The following is a 20,003-nucleotide window of genomic DNA, read 5'->3' as shown; positions in this document are numbered from 1 at the left end:
GGACCCGGGACGGAAACCGGGCAGCCGGTTGACCCTGGAACTCCTACCAAGCCGGTAGTGCCTCCGGTGGTGGTCCCTCCGATTGAGCCGGTTCCGACGTTTGCACCCTTGGACCCGGAGACGCCTGCTCCAGTTGTGCCGCCTGTAGAGCCTGCACCTGTCGTTCCGCCAGCCCCGGAACCCGCCGGTCCGGCGCCCGTTGAGCCAGTAGCACCGGTCATTCCCCCTCAAGAGACCCAAGTGCCTGAAGTACCAACGGACGCCGGCATGCAAGGTTACGTCGTGGAACCTGAGATCCCGGCGGACCCCGCTACGTCGGCTCCCGCCGAGACCACGCCTACGCCGACCCCCTCAGCTACTAAGACCGCAGCGCCTCCGGTGGTTAGTGCAGATGTCGCTGGCCCTTTGAAAGCTGCCTTGGCGCCGGTTGCCGAAAACAACCCCATCGTCCAAGGTCTCACCGTTCTGGTGCTGATACTTCTGGGTGTCGCATACTTCAGGGCTCTGCGTTCCAGGGGCGTCCCCGGATCCCGCGTCAACGGCAAGTAGGCCAATGCGTAACTCCCTGCACGGGGATAGGGCTGACGAAAAACCTGCATCACCGCTGCGCCTTATGCTCCTCACACATTCTTACTGGCCTGAGCACAGCCCTCCCCAACGTCGATGGTTATCCTTGACCCGCGAATTTCGTCGGGCGGGGTGGGACGTGGACGTTGTCGCTCCCGTAGCTCACTATCCCAACGGCCGCCGCAATTTGCCCCGTAGGCAAGCTGGGCTTGCCTTCACGCAGCAAACCGGGCCACACGGGGAAATCATCCGACGCGCTCCTTACCTGAGGCATCTGGGGACTTCGTCCCTTGCGCGCTTTATAGACCAGCTTTTCTCGGCAGTCATGTCCGTTCCCATAGGGCTGGGTGGCAAGAAACCCGATGCAATTCTTGCGACGGCGCCGAGTCTCCCTACTCTGGCAACCGGATATGTTCTCTCCAAGCTTCGTAGAGTGCCTTTTATCGTCGAGATGCGGGATGCTTGGCCGGATCTTGCGCGAGATGCCCGAATGGTGCAAGGCAGCGTCAAAAGCTTGGTAGAGCGAGTCGTAGAGTTCGTGCAGCAGCGGGCCGATCTCGTGGTGACGGTCACGGAAGGCTTTGCAGATACATTGCGGGAACGCGGCCTGGAAAATGTGGTCACAGTCAGCAACGGTCTCGATCTAAACTTAGTCCCATTCCTGGATCCGCCGCCGATGGAGCGTGATGTCTTCCGAGCCCTGTACTTGGGAAATCACGGCAAGAGCCAACGCTTGGACATACTGATTCGCGCCAGCGCCCTGTTGGGTGACGCGTTTCAGCTGACGCTCGTAGGGCACGGCACCACCCGTCCCCAACTGGTGAAATTGGCCCGCGAACTGGACGCGCCCGTCACCTTTTTTCCCTCGCTTCAAGGACCAGAAGTGGTAGAAAAATACCGGGAAGCGGATACCTGCGTAGTGTCCCTTCGGGACGACTGGAAGTCCTTCGAGACCACAGTGCCCTCAAAGACCTACGAGGTCCTGGCGATTGGGAGGCACGTCACCGCTATAGTGCGGGGCGAGGCTGAGCGCATTGTTCTCGAGGCCGGTGGCGGAGACGTCGTGCCCGCCAGCCCTGAGGCCGTGGCACAGTTGTGGCGCGAGCTGGCCGCCGATCGGAGTCGGCTGGCGTCCGGTGCAAGTGGACGTGAGTGGGTGCGTGATAATGCCGACTACGCGCAACTGGCGGTTAAATACATGGACAACATTTCGTCACTGGTGCGTCCGGAACGCTCGGCAGACCAGGAGCACACCAAGTGATCCAGTTATTTCGCAACATCAAACTTATGGCGGGAACGGTGTCGGAGCACCTAACCGAGGCTCCGTTTGTGTTGGTACTTCAGGTTCTGAGGAAACTGCCCGCGGGATTCGTCAGACCGGCTGCTCGTCTCCTCGCGTCACTGGCACCCTCGTCCGGGCGTCCGCTGTTTCTCCTAGCCAGCCATGCAGCGGGCCAAGAGTCTGAACTGATTCGACGCTTTGAAGGCATGCTGGTTGCCGGCTGCGAAGGTGCATCTGCCCGGAAGGCCGCTGACGTTGCCATTGCAGCAGGACTGCCCCAATGGGCGGACGTTCTCTTACAACGCGCAGGGGACTCCAGGTCCGTTCCGGCCACCATCGCCAGGCGAAAGTGGTACGACGGCGACATGAGTGGCGCTCTCGACGTTCTTCGGAGCAAACCTGGCAGCACGGCTAAACAACGGCGTCGTCTCGAATCGGAACTCAAGGTCTTCAAAGGTTGGAAGCCAGCCCTAACGACTACGTCCGTGGTACCTGAACCCCGCCGAGTACTTCACCTGCTGACAAACTCGGTGCCTCACACCGGCAGTGGGTACGCGCGACGCTCGCACTCCATCCTGACCGCCCAGCAGGATGCCGGCTGGGAAACCTTGGCCGTAACCCGCTTGGGCTATCCCGTTCAGATTGGCACACTCACCGCTCGGAAGCTGGACACTGTTGACGGCGTTCGATACGAGCGGATCCTGCCAAGCCGCATGGCGGCGACAATGGATGGTCGTCTGCAGCAACAGGCGTCGGAGTTGCTGACGTTGGCGCGGGACTTTAGGCCGTCAGTTCTGCACACCACCACCCACTTTGTTAATGGACTGGTGGCGCGTGAAGTAGCCAGCGCTTTGGACATACCGTGGGTCTACGAGGTCCGGGGGCAGTTGGCAGACACTTGGGCGTCGAGCCGCGATGAGGCAGCACGCAGCAGCGAACGATACGAGCTCTTCACCGAGCGTGAAGCCGACGTCATGCGCGCAGCCGACCTCGTAGTGACCCTCGGTGAGTCGATGAAACAGAACATCGCAGCCAGCGGCGTCCCGGACCATAAGATCCTCATAACTCCCAATGCGGTTGGGGGTGCGTATCTGGAAGCTCCGATGAAGCACGGGGAAGCTCGTCATGCCCTCGGTCTTGAACCAGACGACCTCTATATAGGGACTGTCAGTAGCCTTGTCGGCTACGAGGGCCTTGACGACCTCGTCACATCATTTGCGCTGCTTGCGCCAAGACTGCCAAAGTTGAAGCTGGTCTTGGTAGGCGATGGCACGGCCGCGCCTGCTCTCCGTGACCAAGTCGCGCGTCTGGGGCTTTCAGGGCGGACCATCTTCACCGGTCGGGTCCTGCCGGAGCAAGCGCGGCTTTACCACTTGGCCTTGGACGTTTTTGTTGTGCCTCGAAAGGATTCGACCGTAACGCAGGCAGTAACTCCGTTGAAGCCCGTAGAAGCTCTGGCCTCCAGTAGGCCGGTGGTGGCCAGCGATCTCAGCGCCCTGCGTGAGATAGTGCACGACGGCGTCAACGGCAGAGTGACCAAGGCTGAAGACCCTGGACGGTTGGCTGAGGTATTGCTCGATCTGTTGGAGGATGAGGGATTGCGCCGGCGGATGGGCTCTGCGGGCAGGGACTATGTACTAGCCACAAGGACGTGGCAGGCCAACGCTATTGCGTATGGCCGAGCTTATGAAGCTTTAGCGTCTAACTATAAGAGGAGGGTCAGCTGATGTCGGCGAAAAAGGCACTTTTGCCAGAGCCAGCAGTGGTACAACCGCTGGCTGTGGATATGCGGCGCTTGACGCGCGTCGGCGCACGGCCAGGATTCTTGGACTACTTGGTACAGCTCTGGGACTTTCGCGAGTTCATCTTCTACGATGCCCGCGCCAGGGTTCAGAGCGGGACACGCCGTGACCGCTTGGGCAGTGCATGGTTGTTGCTCAACCCCATCTTCAACGGTCTTACTTACTTTGTGATTTTTGGACTGCTGCTCCAAACCGGTCATGGCATCGAGAATTACGTTGGTTACTTGGTTATTGGCATCTTCATCTTCCAGGGGACGTCTGGCGCCATAACAAGCGGCGCGAGATCGATCCATAGCAACAAAGCCGTAGTCCAAGCCTTCAACTTCCCGCGGGCAACGCTTCCTATTGGGGTCAACATCCGTGAGATGATGTCGAACGTCCCGCTGATTCTCGCCATGCTCCTGATCATCACTCTGATTCCACCAGTGGAAAAGATCACCTGGTTGTGGTTCATGATTATTCCAGCCGTAATGCTGCAGGCCATCTTCAACTTGGGTGTGGGGCTAATCCTGGCGCGCGTCATCTCCCGCGTGCATGATGCGACGCACTTGCTGCCGTTTTTCATGCGGGCCTGGATGTATGGCTCCGCTATCTTCTACTCCTACGAGAGATTTGTCACGCACCCGGACATATTGGCGATCATGAAGCTAAATCCGCTCTTCAACGTGATTGACATTATCCGCAACTGTGTCCTCTACGCACAACCTCCGACGTGGCAGTCATGGGCGACACTCAGCGTTTGGGCCTTTGGTGCGCTTCTCGTTGGCATGGTTTTCTTCTGGCAGGGGGAAGAATCCTATGGTCGTGGCTGAACAGGTCTTGGACGTTGAGGGTCACCCCTGCGTAGTAGTGGATCGTGCCGCCATGGAGTATCGCGTGGTCACAACCGATGCTGACGCGGTTGCGAAGGAACGCCGGGAAACGAGCTTCTTGGGACGCCTGATACGGCGCCCCAACACGGTAACCGTGCGGGCCTTGCACGAGTTGTCCCTGGTCGTAGAGCGGGGCGAGTCGGTTGGCATTATCGGCCGAAATGGTTCTGGTAAGAGCACGCTGATGAAACTCATTTGCGGACAGGTCAGGCCCTCCTCGGGTGCGGTCTTCGCTTCCAGTACTCCGATAATGTTGGGAGTCAACGCTGCGCTTGTCGGCGACCTTTCGGGTCACCAGAACGTAGTCCTGGGATGTCTCGCTATGGGCATGAGCCGCCGGGAAGTAGCCGCTAAATTTACTAGCATCGTAGAGCTTTCCGGGCTAAGGGAGTCTATCTACCTGCCTATGAAGTCTTACTCCTCAGGCATGGCATCAAGGCTTCGATTCGCCATTGCTGCAAGTATCGATCCAGAGATTCTCCTTGTAGACGAAGCATTGAACACGGGTGATGCCCAATTCGGTGAGAGAAGTAAACGCCGTATGGATCAACTACGTGAACAGGCGGGCTGCGTTTTCATCGTAAGCCACTCACTGGACACCATCACCAGCATGTGTAGCCGCGTCGTGTGGCTGGACATGGGCCACATGATCATGGACGGAGACCCTGCTGAGACCGTCAAGGCCTACCAGGATTTCACTGGAAATCTTGCGAAAGGAAACGGCATATCTGCCGCCAGAATTCGTGATGAAGCTCGGGCAAACCTGCAAATGACAGAAATTTTGGGCAGAAGTAAGATGCGTAGGAGTCGGGCATGATTTATACCGTGGAAAATTTACGAAAGGCCGCTTGGCACTTTCGGGCCGGGGGAGTCCGGCAACTCCAGGCGTTCCATATACGCCAACGGGCGCTTGCGGTAAATAAGACATCCAACAAGAACGTGCAGGCGCGACCAGCAACTTCTAAGACTAGTAACGAGAAACGGCAACTCACTTTCCCGGCCTTCGACTACCCGCGGGTGCCGTCCCGCCGGGATGATCTAACCGTGGCCGTAATCCTGGATGATTTCTCAGCCAAGGCCTATGCCTTCGAATGGAATCTTGTCTTTCTGACGAAGGACCGCTGGATGCAGCAGCTTCAGGAGCAGCGCATTGACTTCCTGTTTGTTGAGTCCGCGTGGGAAGGCAATAGTGGGTCCTGGAGATACCAGCTGACGGGGACCAGTGGCCCGAAACAGGATTTCCTGAACCTTATGGAATGGTGCCGTGACAACGGTGTTCCGACGGTCTTTTGGAACAAAGAAGACCCCCCACACTTCCACGACTTCTTGCCGGCAGCCCGCGAGTTTGACGTCGTTTTCACTTCAGACGAAAACAAGCTGCCCGAATACAGGCAGGCACTGGGACACAACCGAGTCGATGTGTTGCCGTTCGCGGCTCAACCGGCCATCCACAATCCTGTCCGCCCCCGAGAAGGCCGTCACTCCCGTGACGTGGCATTCGCAGGCATGTACTTCGCCCACAAATATCCTGAACGCCGTGAACAGATGCAGCTTTTGCTCGATGGTGCCATAGCAGGATCGGACAGGGTCAAACACGGCTTGGAGATTTTCTCGCGGCAGCTCGGTGGGAATCCGGACTACCAATTTCCGGAACCATACGCTTCCCATGTTGTTGGCTCGCTGACATATGATCAAATGCTGACCGCGTACAAGGCCTACAAAGTCTTTTTGAACGTCAACTCAGTAGTCGATTCTCCGAGTATGTGTGCTCGCCGAATCTTCGAAATCACCGCTTCCGGAACACCCGTGGTCACCACGCCCAGCCCTGCGTTGCCGAGGTTCTTCCCCGACGGCGAGATTCACAGCGTGGAAAACAAGGAAGACGCAGCGTTCATCATGCGAGCGTTGATGAGGAGTCCCGAACTAAACGATCGTTCCGTTCACCTCGCCCAACGTCGAATTTGGGCCGAGCACACTTACGCGCACAGAGCAGAAAAAGTCGTAGGGCTGGCGCTGCCTCATAGGGCTCGCCCAGTGCAACCCGAATCAGTGAGTGCACTGGTATCCACTATTCGCCCTCATCAACTCGAACATGTTTTCAAGACCGTTGGCTCCCAGCGAGGGATCGACGTCGAGTTGGTTCTGCTGACGCATGGTTTCAAGCCCAGCTGGTGGAAAATTTGGCGTCTGCGTAGGAAGTATGGCGTACGCAAAGTGACGCTCCTTCATGAGCCCAGGACAGTCAGTCTTGGTACTTGCCTGAATCTGTGTGTTGCGGCATCGAGCGGTGCAATTCTCACGAAGATGGACGACGACGACTATTACGGTCCGAACTACCTTCGAGATCAGGTTAATGCCTTGATGTTCTCGGGAGCCGACGTCGTCGGCAAGCTAGCGCACTTCATGTATATCGAGAGCCGGAATGCCACACTGCTGAGGTTCAATCATATGGAGCATCGCTTCAGCCACATGGTTATTGGTGCAACGATCATGGCCAAGAAGTCAATCTTCGAACGCTACCCCTTCGAGGAGCTTGGGCGAGGAGAGGACACAGCCTTCATGCGCGCGGTCAGCGATGCCGGAGGCAAGATCTATGCCTCCGACCGATACAACTACTACGTTCAGCGGTCGGCTTCCGGACATACGTGGACTGCCACCGATGATCAATTACTAGCGTCCGGGGACATTCAGTTCTGGGGCAATCCTTCCGAGCACATCACTGTCTAGATAAACCAAAATAAACGGGGAATACATTGAATACTATTAATCGCGTAGCCGTAATCGGTCTTGGTTACATCGGCCTTCCAACTGCTGCCATCCTTGCCACGAATGGCATAGAGGTCATTGGCGTGGACGTCAGCCAACGTACTGTGGACGCGGTGAACGCTGGGCAGGTACCTTTTGTGGAGCCGGACCTTGGTGTTCACGTGTCTGGAGCGGTGAGCCAAGGCCACCTTAAGGCAACGACATCGACCCCGCAGGCTGAGGCGTATATCGTCGCGGTTCCGACGCCGTTCCAAGAAGACCGCTCAGCGGATCTTAGCTACATAGAGTCTGCCGCCAGGGGTATTGCGCCGCAGCTGCAGGGCGGCGAACTGCTGATTCTTGAATCAACTTCTCCTCCAGGGGCCACTGAACACATGGCCAACTACATTCTCAACCTGCGCCCCGACCTGAGCCTGGACGGCTCAGATTCGCGGCCGGCCATTCTGGTTGCACACTGCCCTGAGCGCGTTCTTCCGGGTCGTGTCATGATCGAACTGGTCACCAACGACAGGATCGTTGGCGGCATGACACCCGAGGCCGCTGAGTCTGCCAAGAACCTCTACTCAGTATTCTGCCAAGGCGAGATTCTCACTACTGATGCCGTTACTGCCGAAATGGCAAAGCTCGTTGAGAACTCATACCGTGATGTCAACATCGCGTTTGCTAATGAACTATCAGTGATTAGCGAGAAGCTCGGCATAGATGTATGGGAGCTCATTCGTTTGGCAAACCACCACCCCCGAGTGAATATCCTCCAACCAGGTCCTGGCGTGGGCGGGCACTGCATTGCTGTTGACCCGTGGTTCATTGTGGCTGCAGCGCCCGAGGAATCGCGCTTGATCCGCACGGCTCGAGAGGTCAATGACTCGAAGCCGGAGTGGGTAATTGAGCAGGCAATGTCTGCCTTTGCCGGGTTGCCGGAATCGGCAGAGCTGTCTGTCTTGGGTCTGGCATTCAAGGCGAACATAGACGACCTCCGTGAATCTCCTGCTATCGAAATTGCCTCACGTCTCGCGGACGCATTGCCCGAACGTCGACTCAACGTTGCGGAACCGCACATCGAAACATTGCCGCGTCAGCTCGCTAACCGCCGTAACGTCGAGTTCGTGTCAGTTGAAGAGTCGATTCAGCGCTCCCATGTGGTGCTGGTTCTTGTCGACCACGACGCGGTAAAAGAGGTTGGACCTGAGCTGTTGGACGGCAAGGTGCTGATCGATACGCGGGGATCGTTCGACGTACGTGCCCGAGAGGTCTTGGGTAGCCGCGAGGGATGAAATCAATCGAGATTATTGCAGATGGAACGAAGTACTGGCTGAGCCTTCCCGACGCTGAGCAGGACTATATTCAAAAGACGATAGCTTCAACGCAGCGTCCCTATGAAGAGGCCATGTTGATCGACATGACTGACTGCATAGAACCTGGTGACTTGGTTTTGGATATCGGGGCAAACTGTGGCAATCACACTTTGTATTTGGCTTGTGTGGCAGGTGCGCAAGTGCACGCCTTTGAACCAGATGCGGAGCTCTGCGCAGCAATCTCGACGAGTGTTGCGGCCAATTGTGCTGAAGGACGGATAACAGTTCATCAGGTTGGTGTGGGGGATTCAGACGGTTTTGGGAGGCTCGTTCAAACCGCAGAAAACAATCGAGGTGCACAGCGCCTTGAACTTGTTGATGAGGATGAGCAGGCGACCAAGATTATTAGATTAGATGATCTAGTTTTCGACGATCCTGTCCGAGCGATCAAGATTGATGTTGAGGGAATGGAATTTGATGTCCTCAGCGGCGCCAAAAAACTGATTGCCCGTGATTTGCCGGAATTGTTTGTTGAGTGTCAAACTCGGTCGGAGTTCGAAAAGATTCACGAATTCTTAGCGCAACTGAACTACCACTATCTTTCAACATTCAACGCTACTCCGACGCATAGATTTGGGCACAATGCTTCAGCGGATAACCAGGACCGCTTCGAGCAAATCGTCAAACAGCAGGTTTCTGCGACATATTACGACCGAAAGCTCATCGCTGACCTCAGAAATTCCCTAAACCAGGCAAATCTGAAGTACCGAGAAGTTACCACGCTGTTGGGTCAGCAAAAAGAACAACTCCGTGCCAGCATTGCTTCGGGTGTCCACGAACAGGAACAATCGGCCAAACTGCAGCAGCGGCTAGCCCAGAATGAGACCGAGTTAGCCAACGTTCGTCTTAATCTTGACCAGAAGAATGAGCAAATCCTGACGCTAGAAGAAAGCCTCAGGACACGTTCTGATGCTGCCCGCCAAGTGTCCATTTTGAAAGAAGACTTGGCCGGGCGGGCGGCACAGATCGTGGAGTTACGACTGCAACTTGAGCAAAAGCTCATCTTGGCTCGGGGGCAGGAGGACAGGCTCACTGCTGGGGTTCTTGCACAAGAAAAACTTCGAGTTTTAGAGCAACAGGTGGCGACGAAGGATGTACAGCTCCTTGAGCTCGAGGCCAGCATGGCACGCAGCCAAGATGAACTTCGTGAGCTGGAGACTTCCTTGGCGGCAAGTGTGCGAGCCAAAGAGAAACTGGTAGCAGCCGCCAACGCGCGTTCCGCTGTGTTAAGTGACGTACGAGCGCGCTTGTCGTTTGAACGAAGCCGTGTAAAGAGTGTCGATAAGCTCATGAGGCAGATCAGTGCACTCAACCTTGAGCTGGAATCGCGTTTATCGGAGCAGACGAAAAAGTGGTCGGATGAACGTCAAGCGCTTGAGATGGATCTCAAGCAGTCTGAGAACCGTGTGCGCCAGCTGCGAAGCCATGCCAAGATGCTTGTGACGAAATCCGCCTCAGCCCGGGCAGACGCCGACAGCGCGGAAACCCAGCTGTCTATGGCGTTGGAACGCTTAGCAATCCTCGACGAGCGTCTTTTGGCAGCAGGAAGCGAACTGACATCTGCCCACGAAACTATCGCTGAACTTGAGCGTAAGCTGACGGTTGAAAAAGGGCTCGTCGCCCGTCTTGAAACTAGCTTGAAAGACTCCAGGAAGCGCGGCCAATCGTTCGAGGATGCCGCCAAGCTTTCTGGTAGCCAGCTCACAGATGTTCGCGCTGCTCTCGAACGGTCTGCCACTGAGCTGTCTGCTGAACAGGAAAGGGCCTCCCTTCAGGAATCCAAGGCTCAGGTTGCGTTGATAGAGATGGCAAGCCTGAAAAATGAGCTGGCGGAAACTAAGGAAAAGTTGGCGTTAGCAGAGGCTAAGACAAAGCTCCTCAGAGCGAGTGTTACCTTCCGACTCGGTCAATTACTGCGCAACTCCCTGAAGTCACCTTCGGGTTTCGTTAATCTGCCCGTTGCACTGGGGCAATTGATGGTGGAGAACCAACGCCGAAAGACAACGAGCGAGAGCATGATGGCTTCCGCCTCCACGTCTTTGGAGCCGAATATCAGCTCGGTACCCGCAGCTCCCAAGGGGCCCACAAACAGAGCAGCGGAGATCCGCAGGTCGCGGCTACTTCCAGACAGCCGTGAAACAGAGTCTTTGCGGCTGGAGACCCCAACCAGCGCAGGTAAAACGCGTGTGGCTGCGATCATGGATGAATTCACTGTACATTCTTTTGCTCCAGAGTGTGACCTCCTGGAGCTTTCATTGGGTAACTACCTTCAGGAGCTTGAAAATTTTGCGCCATCATTGGTCTTCTTGGAATCCGCTTGGCGCGGCAAGGAGAACGAATGGGGAAACAAGGTAGCGCAAACCGCCGCGCCCGTGCGTGAGATCATCGAATGGGCCAATAGCCGCGGAGTTACAGTAGTCCTGTGGAATAAAGAGGATCCGGTACATTATTCGACATTCTTGAACACCGCAAAGTTGGTTGACCACGTTTTCACTACGGATATTGACTGTGTGCAAAAATACAAGAGTGACTTAGGGCATGATCGGGTTCATTTCTTGCCCTTTGCCTGCCAGCCGTACTTGCACAACCCGTTGGAGCTATATCAGAGGAACTCGGGACTGTGCTTCGCTGGCGCATATTACCGCCGCTACCCTGATCGAACCAAAGACCTTGAATCTTTTATGGCTAAGATTCCACAGTATAAAACTATCGAAATATTTGATAGAAACTTTGGGAAGACTGATGAACAGTACGCTTTTCCTGAGGACTATCAGGACTACATAGTAGGTACTCTGTCGAGCTCCGAGATCGATCTCGCCTACAAAGGTTACGACTTTTCGGTGAACTTGAACTCAGTGAAAGAGTCTCAGTCCATGTTCGCTCGTAGAGTTTATGAGCTTCTTGCGTCGAATACGACTGTAATCAGCAACTATTCCCGCGGCTTGGAACTGATGTTTGGTGGCATACCGGTTATCTCAGATAGTGGTAATGCCGTTGTTGACCAACTGATTATTGCAAGTGATGCCTACGAAGGCAGGAAAAGACGGCTTGCCGGTCTCCGGAAGGTTATGAGTGAGCACACATACGCTCATCGCTTGGCATACATTCTGAATGTAACGGGAACCCATGAGTCATCATCATTGCTTTCCTCTGTCGAAGTTTTTGGTCTTGTCTCTCGCGAGGCAGATGTTCACGCGCTCAAAGAATCGGTGGGACGCCAAGTAGGTATCGAAGCTCACTTACGATTATTCACCAGCAATTTGGAATTGGCCGAACGCTTCCCAGAGGTCAAGCCCCTATCCGAGCTGCAGGGCCTATCCATGAGCGATGCTGTGTCTATGGGGTCGTACATCGGCCTAATGCATGCTTCGGACTACTATGGTCCTAACTACCTGCTTGACCTGGCTCTGGCGGGCCGCTATTCATCGGCTTCGGTAGTAGGCAAGGCGACCCATTTCAAACTTGGTCGGAATGGCGTAACGACTGTGGGATCAAATCTCGCATACACTGCTGTCAAAATCTTGCCAATGCGTTCTAGCTTAGTACTGGATCCTAATGCCATCGAGGTTCCACTCTTAGATTGCCTCATAGATTACGGTAGTTCAGCATACGGCTGCCCATCCATGCTGCAGATTGAGATGTTTGACTACTGCCGCTCCGGTGCCAAGCTGAAGCCGGAGCACGTCGAAGCGGTTAACGGCAATTGGTCCGATATTGGTGTCAGCCTCTTTGATTTGAATGTAATAGCAAACAGTATATCGGCGTCTGATGTTGGTGCTGGCAGTGAGCATTCTTTAACAGGAAAAGATATGCAACAACTGTTCGTCACTACTTCCCGGCCTGGCTTCGAATCATGGGTTTCAGATGATGCTTGGAATTTTGAGTCAACTCTTGAGGACGGTAAACACGATTATATTTATGCTGCTGAGTTGTTGGAACTTGACTCGCTAGCCACCGGCGACAAACTTGATTTTCATTTTGAATGTGATCCAGGATTGAATCTTCAAGTCGCAATTATCTTCTATAATTCAGGTAATTCGAAGATATCGGGAATGGTGCGGGCGGCCAACCAGAATCACACTTTGGAAATTCCGAACGATGCTGCAAGTGTAAAATTGGGCCTTAGGGTCTTTGCGTCGGGAAGTAGCGCGATCCGCCGGATTCATTGGCAGCACAAGAACTTGAGGCCGGAGTTCGTTGCCTCTCGTGCGAAAAATGTGGTAATAACCAACCGCTATCCTTCGAGTGAGGATCTCTACAAGAATGGGTTTGTTCATACGAGGGTGCGTAGGTACGTTCAAGCGGGCGTGCCGACGGAGGTGTTCGTCCTGGACGAGGGCAGCTCTCTGAGGTTCAGGGAGTTCGAGGGAGTCTCTGTAATCACGGGAAATTCCGAGACGCTCGAGACGTTCTTAGCTCAGGGCAACCATCAGTCAATTTCGATTCATTTCGTGACCGAATCAATGTGGGCTGCAGTTCGTCAGCTAGAGCATCGGCCGAACGTAGCAATCTGGGCACATGGGGCGGACATTCAGAGTTGGTCCCGACGGGCCTTTCTTTATGAGAATACTGCTGCCGTTGAGGCGGCAAAGTCAGCCAGCGAGTCCCGAATGTCTCTCTGGAGAAGCATATTCATGGATGCTCCAGACAATGTTAAGGTTGTCTTCGTTTCGGATTGGCTGCACAGGACGGCCTTGGAGGATCTGAAAATAGACTCTTCCAAGCACGCCGTTATCATCCATAATCCGATCAACACCAGCCGGTTTAGTTATGCTAAGAAGCCCGTGGAACAGCGACTCAAGGTCCTGTCCATAAGGCCTTACGCATCGTCTGTCTATGCGAATGATCTTGCTGTCGACGCGATACTCCTCCTTGCAGATGATCCGCTGTTCCAGGAGATGGAGTTCAGACTTGTGGGAGACGGTCCACTATTCGATGAGTTGACCAGGCCGCTTGAGGGATTCGAAAACGTAGTCCTCGACAAGCGTTTTCTTACTCAGGACGAGATTGCTGAGATGCACCGCGAGTATGGCGTTTTCCTTTGCCCCTCACGTATGGACACCCAAGGCGTATCCAGAGACGAGGCGATGGCCTCCGGTCTGGTACCCGTCACGACGTCGATAGCTGCTATCCCAGAGTTTGCCGATGGAGGGTGTGCCGAGCTTGTCGGGCCGGAAAGTCCTGCGGAGCTGGCTGCTGCCTTGTTACTCTTGGCGCGCTCCCCCAGAACGTTCAAGCGTAAGTCACGGGCGGCTGCCAGCCGGGTTCGCCGTCAAAGTGATGCTTCTATCGTCATTCCGCAGGAGTTGGCTGTACTGGGCTACGGAGCCTTCTCAACGAACCGGTGACACCCGTAGCGAAAGGGTGCCGAGGGCATGGGTGGGGGCGTCACTGACGACCCCACCCATGCAAGGCACGTTGGATATAGTCCTGTCGGCCCAACCGGCGGAAGCAGTGCGCGATTTTCTGGTTGTGTGAAACACCTTCAGTTCTTTGCGCCGAAGCTCTTGGTATCAGAAGGTTTAAGGGGCCCAAATCATGTATGCACTCGGCGACGATCCATTTTACAAGGTCCCGATGTTCCAGTTGGAAAGTTTGGCTGAATTTCAGCCAGCTGCTAATGACGAAGAGAGGATCTATCACGTTTCGATTGGTGATGGAATGACTCTGTCTTTCCTCACTAGGCCTGTCCCTTCAGAAGGTGGCGCTGTAAGGGTGGGCCTGCATTCAGCCAAGATGGCATCGACTCCAGACGATCATTTCTTTCAGCCGGTTAACGTTCTTCGAAACTCGAAGGCCGCTTACGTGGCCTTCGCCGATCCGACCCTCACGCTCAACCCGAGCAACCGCCTGTCATGGTTTGTTGGCACACCGAGGGTTGACCCCGATGACTGGATGGAGGCCGTAATTCGCAAGGTCCTGGCCGCGTCAGCTGCGGACTATGTCTTGGCGGAAGGTTCGTCAGCGGGCGGATTTGTGTCTCTACGGCTCGCAACCCGATTTGCGAACGCAATTGCCGTTCCGCGGATCGCGCAGACGGATCTTTTTCGTTACTCGCTCACTCGGCCTCTCGTAGAAACCCTAAACACGGCGTGGTCTGGCTATTCATACAACGACATCATGGCTGAATTCCCGCAAAGGTTCCGAGTGGCTGATCTCTACACGGATACGGCCTGGAACCGGGGAAACTTGGTTTACTACGTGCACAACGCCGGCGACGCCGAGCACACCTTGAACCACCTGAGTCCGTTCCTGGATGAGCTGGGCGTAGGCTCTGAGTCGGTCAAAGCCCTTTTCAATAGGGTAGTCGTATCGCGGCCATACACGGGGGACGGCCATGTTGGTATTCCCTCGCATTACTGGCCAGGGGACGATGCGCTTGCCCTGTCTATTTTGAAGACCGCAAAGCCTCTTGGCGCGGCCCGACCGGAGGAACAGGCCTTTGTTAAACCTGAAACTACGCCCAATACCATGATTGACTCAGCGGCTCGTGCTAGGACGGTAAGCTGGCACACAATTCCATATTTCTAAACGGAGTGCCCGTTCCAGTTGCGAGAACGCGGCTATGCCGTGGAACTGTATCCCATGCCTCTGGTCAGCAAGAAGTGCTAGAAACGACAATCGATGGCAAAGACAGTTAGAGCCCCACGTTCTCTTGCAAATGAGCGAACGATTGGCCCTAAACCTCATATGCCGACGCCACGCCTGCCACTCGGACTGCATCGAGCGCGAAGACAGCAAAGCACTCACGTCTCTTAAGACGCGCCTCCGGTGACGGGCAAAGTCAATCCTCTGGCCTAATACGCCTAGATCGCATCCCGCGACGTGGCCAGTCGCAAATTGCGGATTTCAACCTGCCCGGCCTCGATCTGCCAGCCCATCACTTTTACGCTGCTGCATGTGACGCCGACTGGAAGCCGGAACCCTGCGAAGTATGATCGCTGTCCGCTTTCGATTTCAAGGTAGCGGAAGTGTCCAATGCTGGCCATGCCAGACTTCATGATTCGGGCATCTGAGAGTGACATATCGTCGGCGCCCTCTAGCGTGAGCGCGACAAGCATGTTTCGCCCGGCGGGTAGCGAACTGCGAGCTTCAAAGTGAATTCCAAACGATGCCGCTCGGAGCGCTAGGTGAAACTCACCAAGATTATCTGCAGCATCGCGCCAAGGTTCGTGCCCGGCCGGATCAGGCAGATCTGTCAGGCTGTACGAAACTGTCGCCGCTTGGCGAAGGGTGAGTTGATTGAACTGTTCGATGACTTGCTCATAGACCGCGTCTTGGTAGTGATACGGTGCTAAACCCCACTTATGATTGGAGGATGCGGTTGCCTTGTCCCATGACATTTCTATGTCATACACATCAAGATGATTTCTGATAACGGCGGCGTATTTGGCCAGCAAATTATTGGCTTCGTCGGGCAACAATTCCCAAGTCTTTTCGAGTGGTCTACCGTTTTCATCTAGTAAAGCCCAAGGTAGATTGATGAGAACTATCTTGGTGTTGGGGAGATTGGATTTGGCAAAATCGGCGAGAGCACGGACTGCTTCTTGCCACAGTTCAAGATGTTCTTCGGTTCCGAATTTTATCCACTCGTAGTCTTTAATCCTCCCCAGCAGGCCGCTTTGAACCAGTTCTACAGACTTCGTAATGAATGTATATTCATCTATCTTGATGAGGCCGAGGCGCTCATCGGTTAAATCCCAAAAGATGTAATCTGTTTCCGGAGCCAGCTCGGAAAGTATGTCGAGCAGGCTGCCGTCGAAATCTCCCTGGAGATTGCGTAGTTGGAACTGGCTCTCTAGTGATCCCGAGTCAGCTGAAGCCAGATAGGGCTTGCTTACCGCACTAATCAGCGACTGTCGGGCTGTGTAGCCTAGAAGACGGTGCTCAGTCTTGTCGATGAAGTCGAAGGAATCTCGAGAAACACAACTTCCATAAATGTAAATACTTGCCAATTTAGCTCACTTGATTGAGTAATTCTGCACGGAAGACGCTCATTCGGGTGACTAAGAGAAGTTCTCGATTCTTGTTCCTACGCCAAGCAGTTGGGCAACGGCTGCGACCGTACGTTCTGATGCCCTGCCGTCGCCATAAGGGTTGACAGCGTTTGCCATGGCGTCAAATGCATCCTGCTGATTTAGAAGACGGTCTACTTCCTTGACGATTGTTTCCTCGTCAGTACCGATCAAGGACACTGTCCCGGCGTCCACAGCTTCCGGACGTTCAGTGTTGTCGCGCATCACAAGTACCGGCTTCCCAAGGCTGGGAGCCTCTTCTTGGACTCCGCCCGAGTCAGTGAGAACGATGTGTGCCATGGAAAGCATGCGCGTGAACTCGCCGTATGCCAGAGGTTCAGTAACCACAACATTCGCCTTGCCTTCGAGCGCGGGCAGCACTGCCTCGCGGACCACAGGGTTCTTGTGTGCCGGCAAAACGATGACGAGTTCAGGTTCAGCCTCAGCAATGCGGGCCAAAGCGCGGCCGACTCCACGCATTGCGTCGCCCTGGTTTTCGCGGCGGTGCGTCGTCACCAGGAGAATTCGGCGGCCACTGGCGGCAAGATCCTCGAGCTGTGGGTCCGAGAATGGGATGTGCTTGTCAACAGTAGTGAGAAGGGCATCGATCACGGTGTTGCCAGTGACGACGATATTGTCCTCCGAAATCCCCTCGGCCAGAAGGTTGGCTCGGCTCACACTGGTCGGGGCCAGATGAAGACTTGCGATCTGGCTGGTGATCTTGCGATTGGCTTCTTCCGGGAACGGCGAGAACAGGTCCCCGCTTCGCAGTCCGGCCTCGACGTGGACTACGGGTATGCCGTGGTAGAAAGCGGCAATTGCGCCAGCCGTTGACGTGGTGGTGTCGCCTTGGACGATCACTGCGTCAGGTTTCTTGTCCGTAAACAACTTGTCCAGACCGTCGATAGTCCGAGTCATGATGGCTGAAAGAGACTGGCGCTGCTGCAGGATATTCAGATCGTGGTCCGGGACAATCCCAAACAACTCGTTGACCTGGTCCAGCATCTCGCGGTGCTGACCGGTCACAGTCACGATGCAGTCGAAATCCTCGGACTCTTGAAAAGCACTGACAATCGGAGCCATCTTGATGGCTTCCGGACGGGTGCCGAAGATTGGCATGACGCTGGGCATGGATTTCCCCCGGGAGTGGCGTTGAGTGACCTCCCGATGCTATCGCACGACGCATCGGGGAGTTCAATTTGCGAACCGCTGGTCGCCGTCCTACGGGGCAAAGATCAAGGTCAAGGCTAGAACAGGAACAGTGACAGAGACGAGGATCACAAGCACCAGCGCAATCAGACGCTTTTGTCTGTGCGAGACTTCGCGCGTTTCGGGGCCCTGCCCGTCTGGCCCCCTAGCTGGGGTGGTTGGCTTGAGTACTCTTGAGTTTGGTGAAGAAGATTGTGCAGATGCGCGCGGAGGATGTGTGGGGCCGCTCGTTTGGTACCCAGCCATGTGGCTCGTTGAAATCTCGGACCTGAAACGGCGTTTGCGTAGATGCCGAGGGGCAGGCGAAAGAGCCGCCGTCCGGCGGACTGGGTCCGTCACGTTTTACTCCTCAGTTGCGTCCAGATGAACCATGGCCACAACCAATTCTTGCATTGAAGCCGTCAGTCGCAATATTAAGAGAAGCGGCGACGCGTCAGAAAGGCGGCTCGAATCTCGAACCGCCCCTCCGAAGTTGCGCTAGCCGCGGTCGGAGTACAGGGCGTCGTTCTTGACACCTGCGCCGTTGACCACATCGATGAAGTAATGCTTGCCGGAAGCCAGGGATGTTGCCCCAAGCTTTGCCGTAACGGACTCCAGCAGCGGATTGATCCCCAGCTGTTTTCCGTAAGACGCGTTGTAGTCGGCCGCAGTCACGGTCTTGTCGAGAACCCGTCCATTGGCGTCTGACCATTGCACCCGGATGGTGCCCCCGCTCAGGTTGTGTCCTGTGACCAGGACATCGCCGTTTCCGTAGAAAATGGAGTCGGTGATGATGGGGGTCGTGTTGCCGGCTTTGAGGCGGTCGAGCATCGGCGCCCACGTCCCAGCGCAGGTGAAGTACGGATCCCACATGAACGAGATCACCTTCACTGGTGTGTTGCCCAGTTGCTGCAACTGCTTATCGATTCTGGTTTTAGTACTTTGCCCGCGCAAGCTGTTGTCGCAAGGGTTCTGTGAGGTCGCCGGCGCCATACCTTCGAGGTTGGCCCATAGCTGGGCGCCGGTACCCCGTACGCCTTCAGACAGTGCCCAGAAGTAGTCCCTTGTTGGGGCGAGATACTTGCTTCCCCAAGACCCACTCCCCACAATGGATGCGGCAAATTGGTCAACGCTGTTACCGCTCTCGCTGGAAAAGAATGAGGCCCCCTTGCCGGTACCCATACCGTCTTGGACTGCGATCGCCAGTTTTACACCGTTTGCGGTCTTTGCGATTTTGTTGGCAGCATTGCGTGCTTGATCGACCGTGACGCGCCCGCCGAATGCGGTGCGGGAGTCGATGTACGGGCTAACCACCGCTGAGCGGCTTGGCTGGTACTGGGCAATTCTCGCGTTTTGGATTCTGTATAGCGTGAGGACGGAATCCCACACCGCTCCGTCGCTGAGCGGCATCTCCGTGTGGTGGTAGAAGCCCGCCAAGCCTGGAACATTGTTCACATTCCCTTGATAGATCAGGAAGCGGGCTGTGAAGAGTGACAACGTTGCTTGGTACGAGAGGTCGGGAAGGTAGGTGACGTCAGTACGCATGATCGGAGCCGGGAGGCCTGCGTAGAACTTCATTCCCAAATTCGTGGCCGCCTTTCCAAGGGAAACCGACATCGAGGTGGACGTCACCCCGTTGATGACCACAACGTCGTATGTTCCGCTTGGTGAGTTGCAGCCACTTCCCTCAACAGGCAAGACCAAAATCGTATAGACAGTTGTTCCGCTGGTGACTGTCTTGTCGCGGGAACAGAGGATGGCCGGTGATGCCCATGAGCTGCCATCCGAGTAGGTGAAGTACCGCTTCACCTTGACTCCGGACGCTGCAGCTGTCGCGCAGTTTATGCCCGAAATGGTGCAGGCGGCAGGGATGGTAGAAAGCGTGGCTGGCTTCAGTCGGGAGCCAAAGGTGATTACCGTGTCACCACCTACCGACTTGATGTCCGTCAATTTCTTTACATTGACTGCGTCGTTGGTGCTGCCATAGATGAAGTACCCGCTGATGGGATAAACAGGGGCCGGAGCCGCTTGAGCAATGGGTCCGTGAACGAAGCCGATTACCAGAATGAAGGCGGCGAAGAGGCTCGCTACAAAATGCCGAGCGCGAGTGAGGTGGGTGGTGGACGGCTTGGGCCGGAATTTTTCCACGATGGATC

General features: G+C 55.4%; 12 protein-coding genes. 9 read left to right on the top strand and 3 right to left on the bottom strand.

All coding sequences use genetic code 11. The annotated features are described in order from the left end of the window. Window positions 1-240 precede the first annotated feature (240 nt). From FQP90_RS12040 to FQP90_RS12000, 9 genes are all read left to right on the top strand, one after another. Window positions 241-549, top strand: a complete 309-nt coding sequence (locus FQP90_RS12040; RefSeq protein ID WP_144650561.1) for a hypothetical protein — start codon at window positions 241-243, stop codon at window positions 547-549. A 4-nt stretch (window positions 550-553) separates the two neighbouring features. Continuing rightward, complete coding sequence (locus FQP90_RS12035; protein WP_144650558.1) at window positions 554-1,828, top strand: glycosyltransferase family 4 protein; 1,275 nt, start codon at window positions 554-556, stop codon at window positions 1,826-1,828. Beyond that, window positions 1,825-3,576, top strand: a complete 1,752-nt coding sequence (locus FQP90_RS12030) for a glycosyltransferase family 4 protein (protein WP_244296734.1) — start codon at window positions 1,825-1,827, stop codon at window positions 3,574-3,576. Before FQP90_RS12035 ends, FQP90_RS12030 begins: the two co-directional genes overlap by 4 nt. Beyond that, window positions 3,576-4,463: an ABC transporter permease gene (locus tag FQP90_RS12025; protein ID WP_167510467.1), complete on the top strand. Its 888-nt coding sequence runs from the start codon at window positions 3,576-3,578 to the stop codon at window positions 4,461-4,463. Before FQP90_RS12030 ends, FQP90_RS12025 begins: the two co-directional genes overlap by 1 nt. Continuing rightward, a complete protein-coding gene (locus FQP90_RS12020) occupies window positions 4,450-5,340 on the top strand; it encodes an ABC transporter ATP-binding protein (protein ID WP_144650555.1) in 891 nt (296 codons plus the stop codon). The genes FQP90_RS12025 and FQP90_RS12020 overlap by 14 nt, the downstream gene beginning before the upstream one ends. After that, window positions 5,337-7,250 carry a glycosyltransferase family protein gene (locus FQP90_RS12015; RefSeq protein ID WP_144650553.1) on the top strand — a complete coding sequence of 638 codons (1,914 nt, stop codon included), beginning with the start codon at window positions 5,337-5,339 and terminating at the stop codon, window positions 7,248-7,250. The genes FQP90_RS12020 and FQP90_RS12015 overlap by 4 nt, the downstream gene beginning before the upstream one ends. A 26-nt stretch (window positions 7,251-7,276) precedes the next feature. Next, window positions 7,277-8,563: a UDP-N-acetyl-D-mannosamine dehydrogenase gene (wecC, locus tag FQP90_RS12010; protein ID WP_144650550.1), complete on the top strand. Its 1,287-nt coding sequence runs from the start codon at window positions 7,277-7,279 to the stop codon at window positions 8,561-8,563. Next, window positions 8,560-13,992: an FkbM family methyltransferase gene (locus tag FQP90_RS12005; RefSeq protein ID WP_144650547.1), complete on the top strand. Its 5,433-nt coding sequence runs from the start codon at window positions 8,560-8,562 to the stop codon at window positions 13,990-13,992. The genes wecC and FQP90_RS12005 overlap by 4 nt, the downstream gene beginning before the upstream one ends. A gap of 190 nt (window positions 13,993-14,182) precedes the next feature. Then, window positions 14,183-15,175, top strand: coding sequence for a hypothetical protein (locus FQP90_RS12000; RefSeq protein ID WP_144650544.1), 993 nt, complete (start codon window positions 14,183-14,185; stop codon window positions 15,173-15,175). Between the two features lie 275 nt (window positions 15,176-15,450). Here FQP90_RS12000 and FQP90_RS11995 read toward each other — a convergent pair whose 3' ends face one another. The 3 genes from FQP90_RS11995 to FQP90_RS11985 form a co-directional block, all read right to left on the bottom strand. Continuing rightward, window positions 15,451-16,599 carry a DUF6270 domain-containing protein gene (locus FQP90_RS11995; RefSeq protein ID WP_144650542.1) on the bottom strand — a complete coding sequence of 383 codons (1,149 nt, stop codon included), beginning with the start codon at window positions 16,597-16,599 and terminating at the stop codon, window positions 15,451-15,453. 51 nt (window positions 16,600-16,650) lie between these two features. Continuing rightward, on the bottom strand, window positions 16,651-17,790 hold the full coding sequence (gene wecB, locus FQP90_RS11990; RefSeq protein WP_144650539.1) for a non-hydrolyzing UDP-N-acetylglucosamine 2-epimerase: 1,140 nt from the start codon (window positions 17,788-17,790) through the stop codon (window positions 16,651-16,653). Between the two features lie 555 nt (window positions 17,791-18,345). Next, on the bottom strand, window positions 18,346-19,995 hold the full coding sequence (locus FQP90_RS11985) for a hypothetical protein (RefSeq protein ID WP_144650537.1): 1,650 nt from the start codon (window positions 19,993-19,995) through the stop codon (window positions 18,346-18,348). Window positions 19,996-20,003: the final 8 nt, after the last annotated feature.

The sequence above is a fragment of the Paenarthrobacter nitroguajacolicus genome (assembly GCF_007786235.1).
Lineage (GTDB): Bacteria > Actinomycetota > Actinomycetes > Actinomycetales > Micrococcaceae > Arthrobacter > Arthrobacter nitroguajacolicus_A.
Note: the sequence above shows the minus strand (reverse complement) of the source record. Positions and strands in the feature narration are given on the sequence as shown.

Coding starts and splice junctions, on each gene's coding strand:
- FQP90_RS12025 (WP_167510467.1), top strand. CDS start 3,576: ATGTCGGCGAAAAAGGCACTTTTGCCAGAGCCAGCAGTGGTACAACCG.
- FQP90_RS12000 (WP_144650544.1), top strand. CDS start 14,183: ATGTATGCACTCGGCGACGATCCATTTTACAAGGTCCCGATGTTCCAG.
- FQP90_RS12020 (WP_144650555.1), top strand. CDS start 4,450: ATGGTCGTGGCTGAACAGGTCTTGGACGTTGAGGGTCACCCCTGCGTA.
- wecB (WP_144650539.1), bottom strand. CDS start 17,790: ATGCCCAGCGTCATGCCAATCTTCGGCACCCGTCCGGAAGCCATCAAG.
- FQP90_RS12015 (WP_144650553.1), top strand. CDS start 5,337: ATGATTTATACCGTGGAAAATTTACGAAAGGCCGCTTGGCACTTTCGG.
- FQP90_RS12035 (WP_144650558.1), top strand. CDS start 554: ATGCGTAACTCCCTGCACGGGGATAGGGCTGACGAAAAACCTGCATCA.
- FQP90_RS12005 (WP_144650547.1), top strand. CDS start 8,560: ATGAAATCAATCGAGATTATTGCAGATGGAACGAAGTACTGGCTGAGC.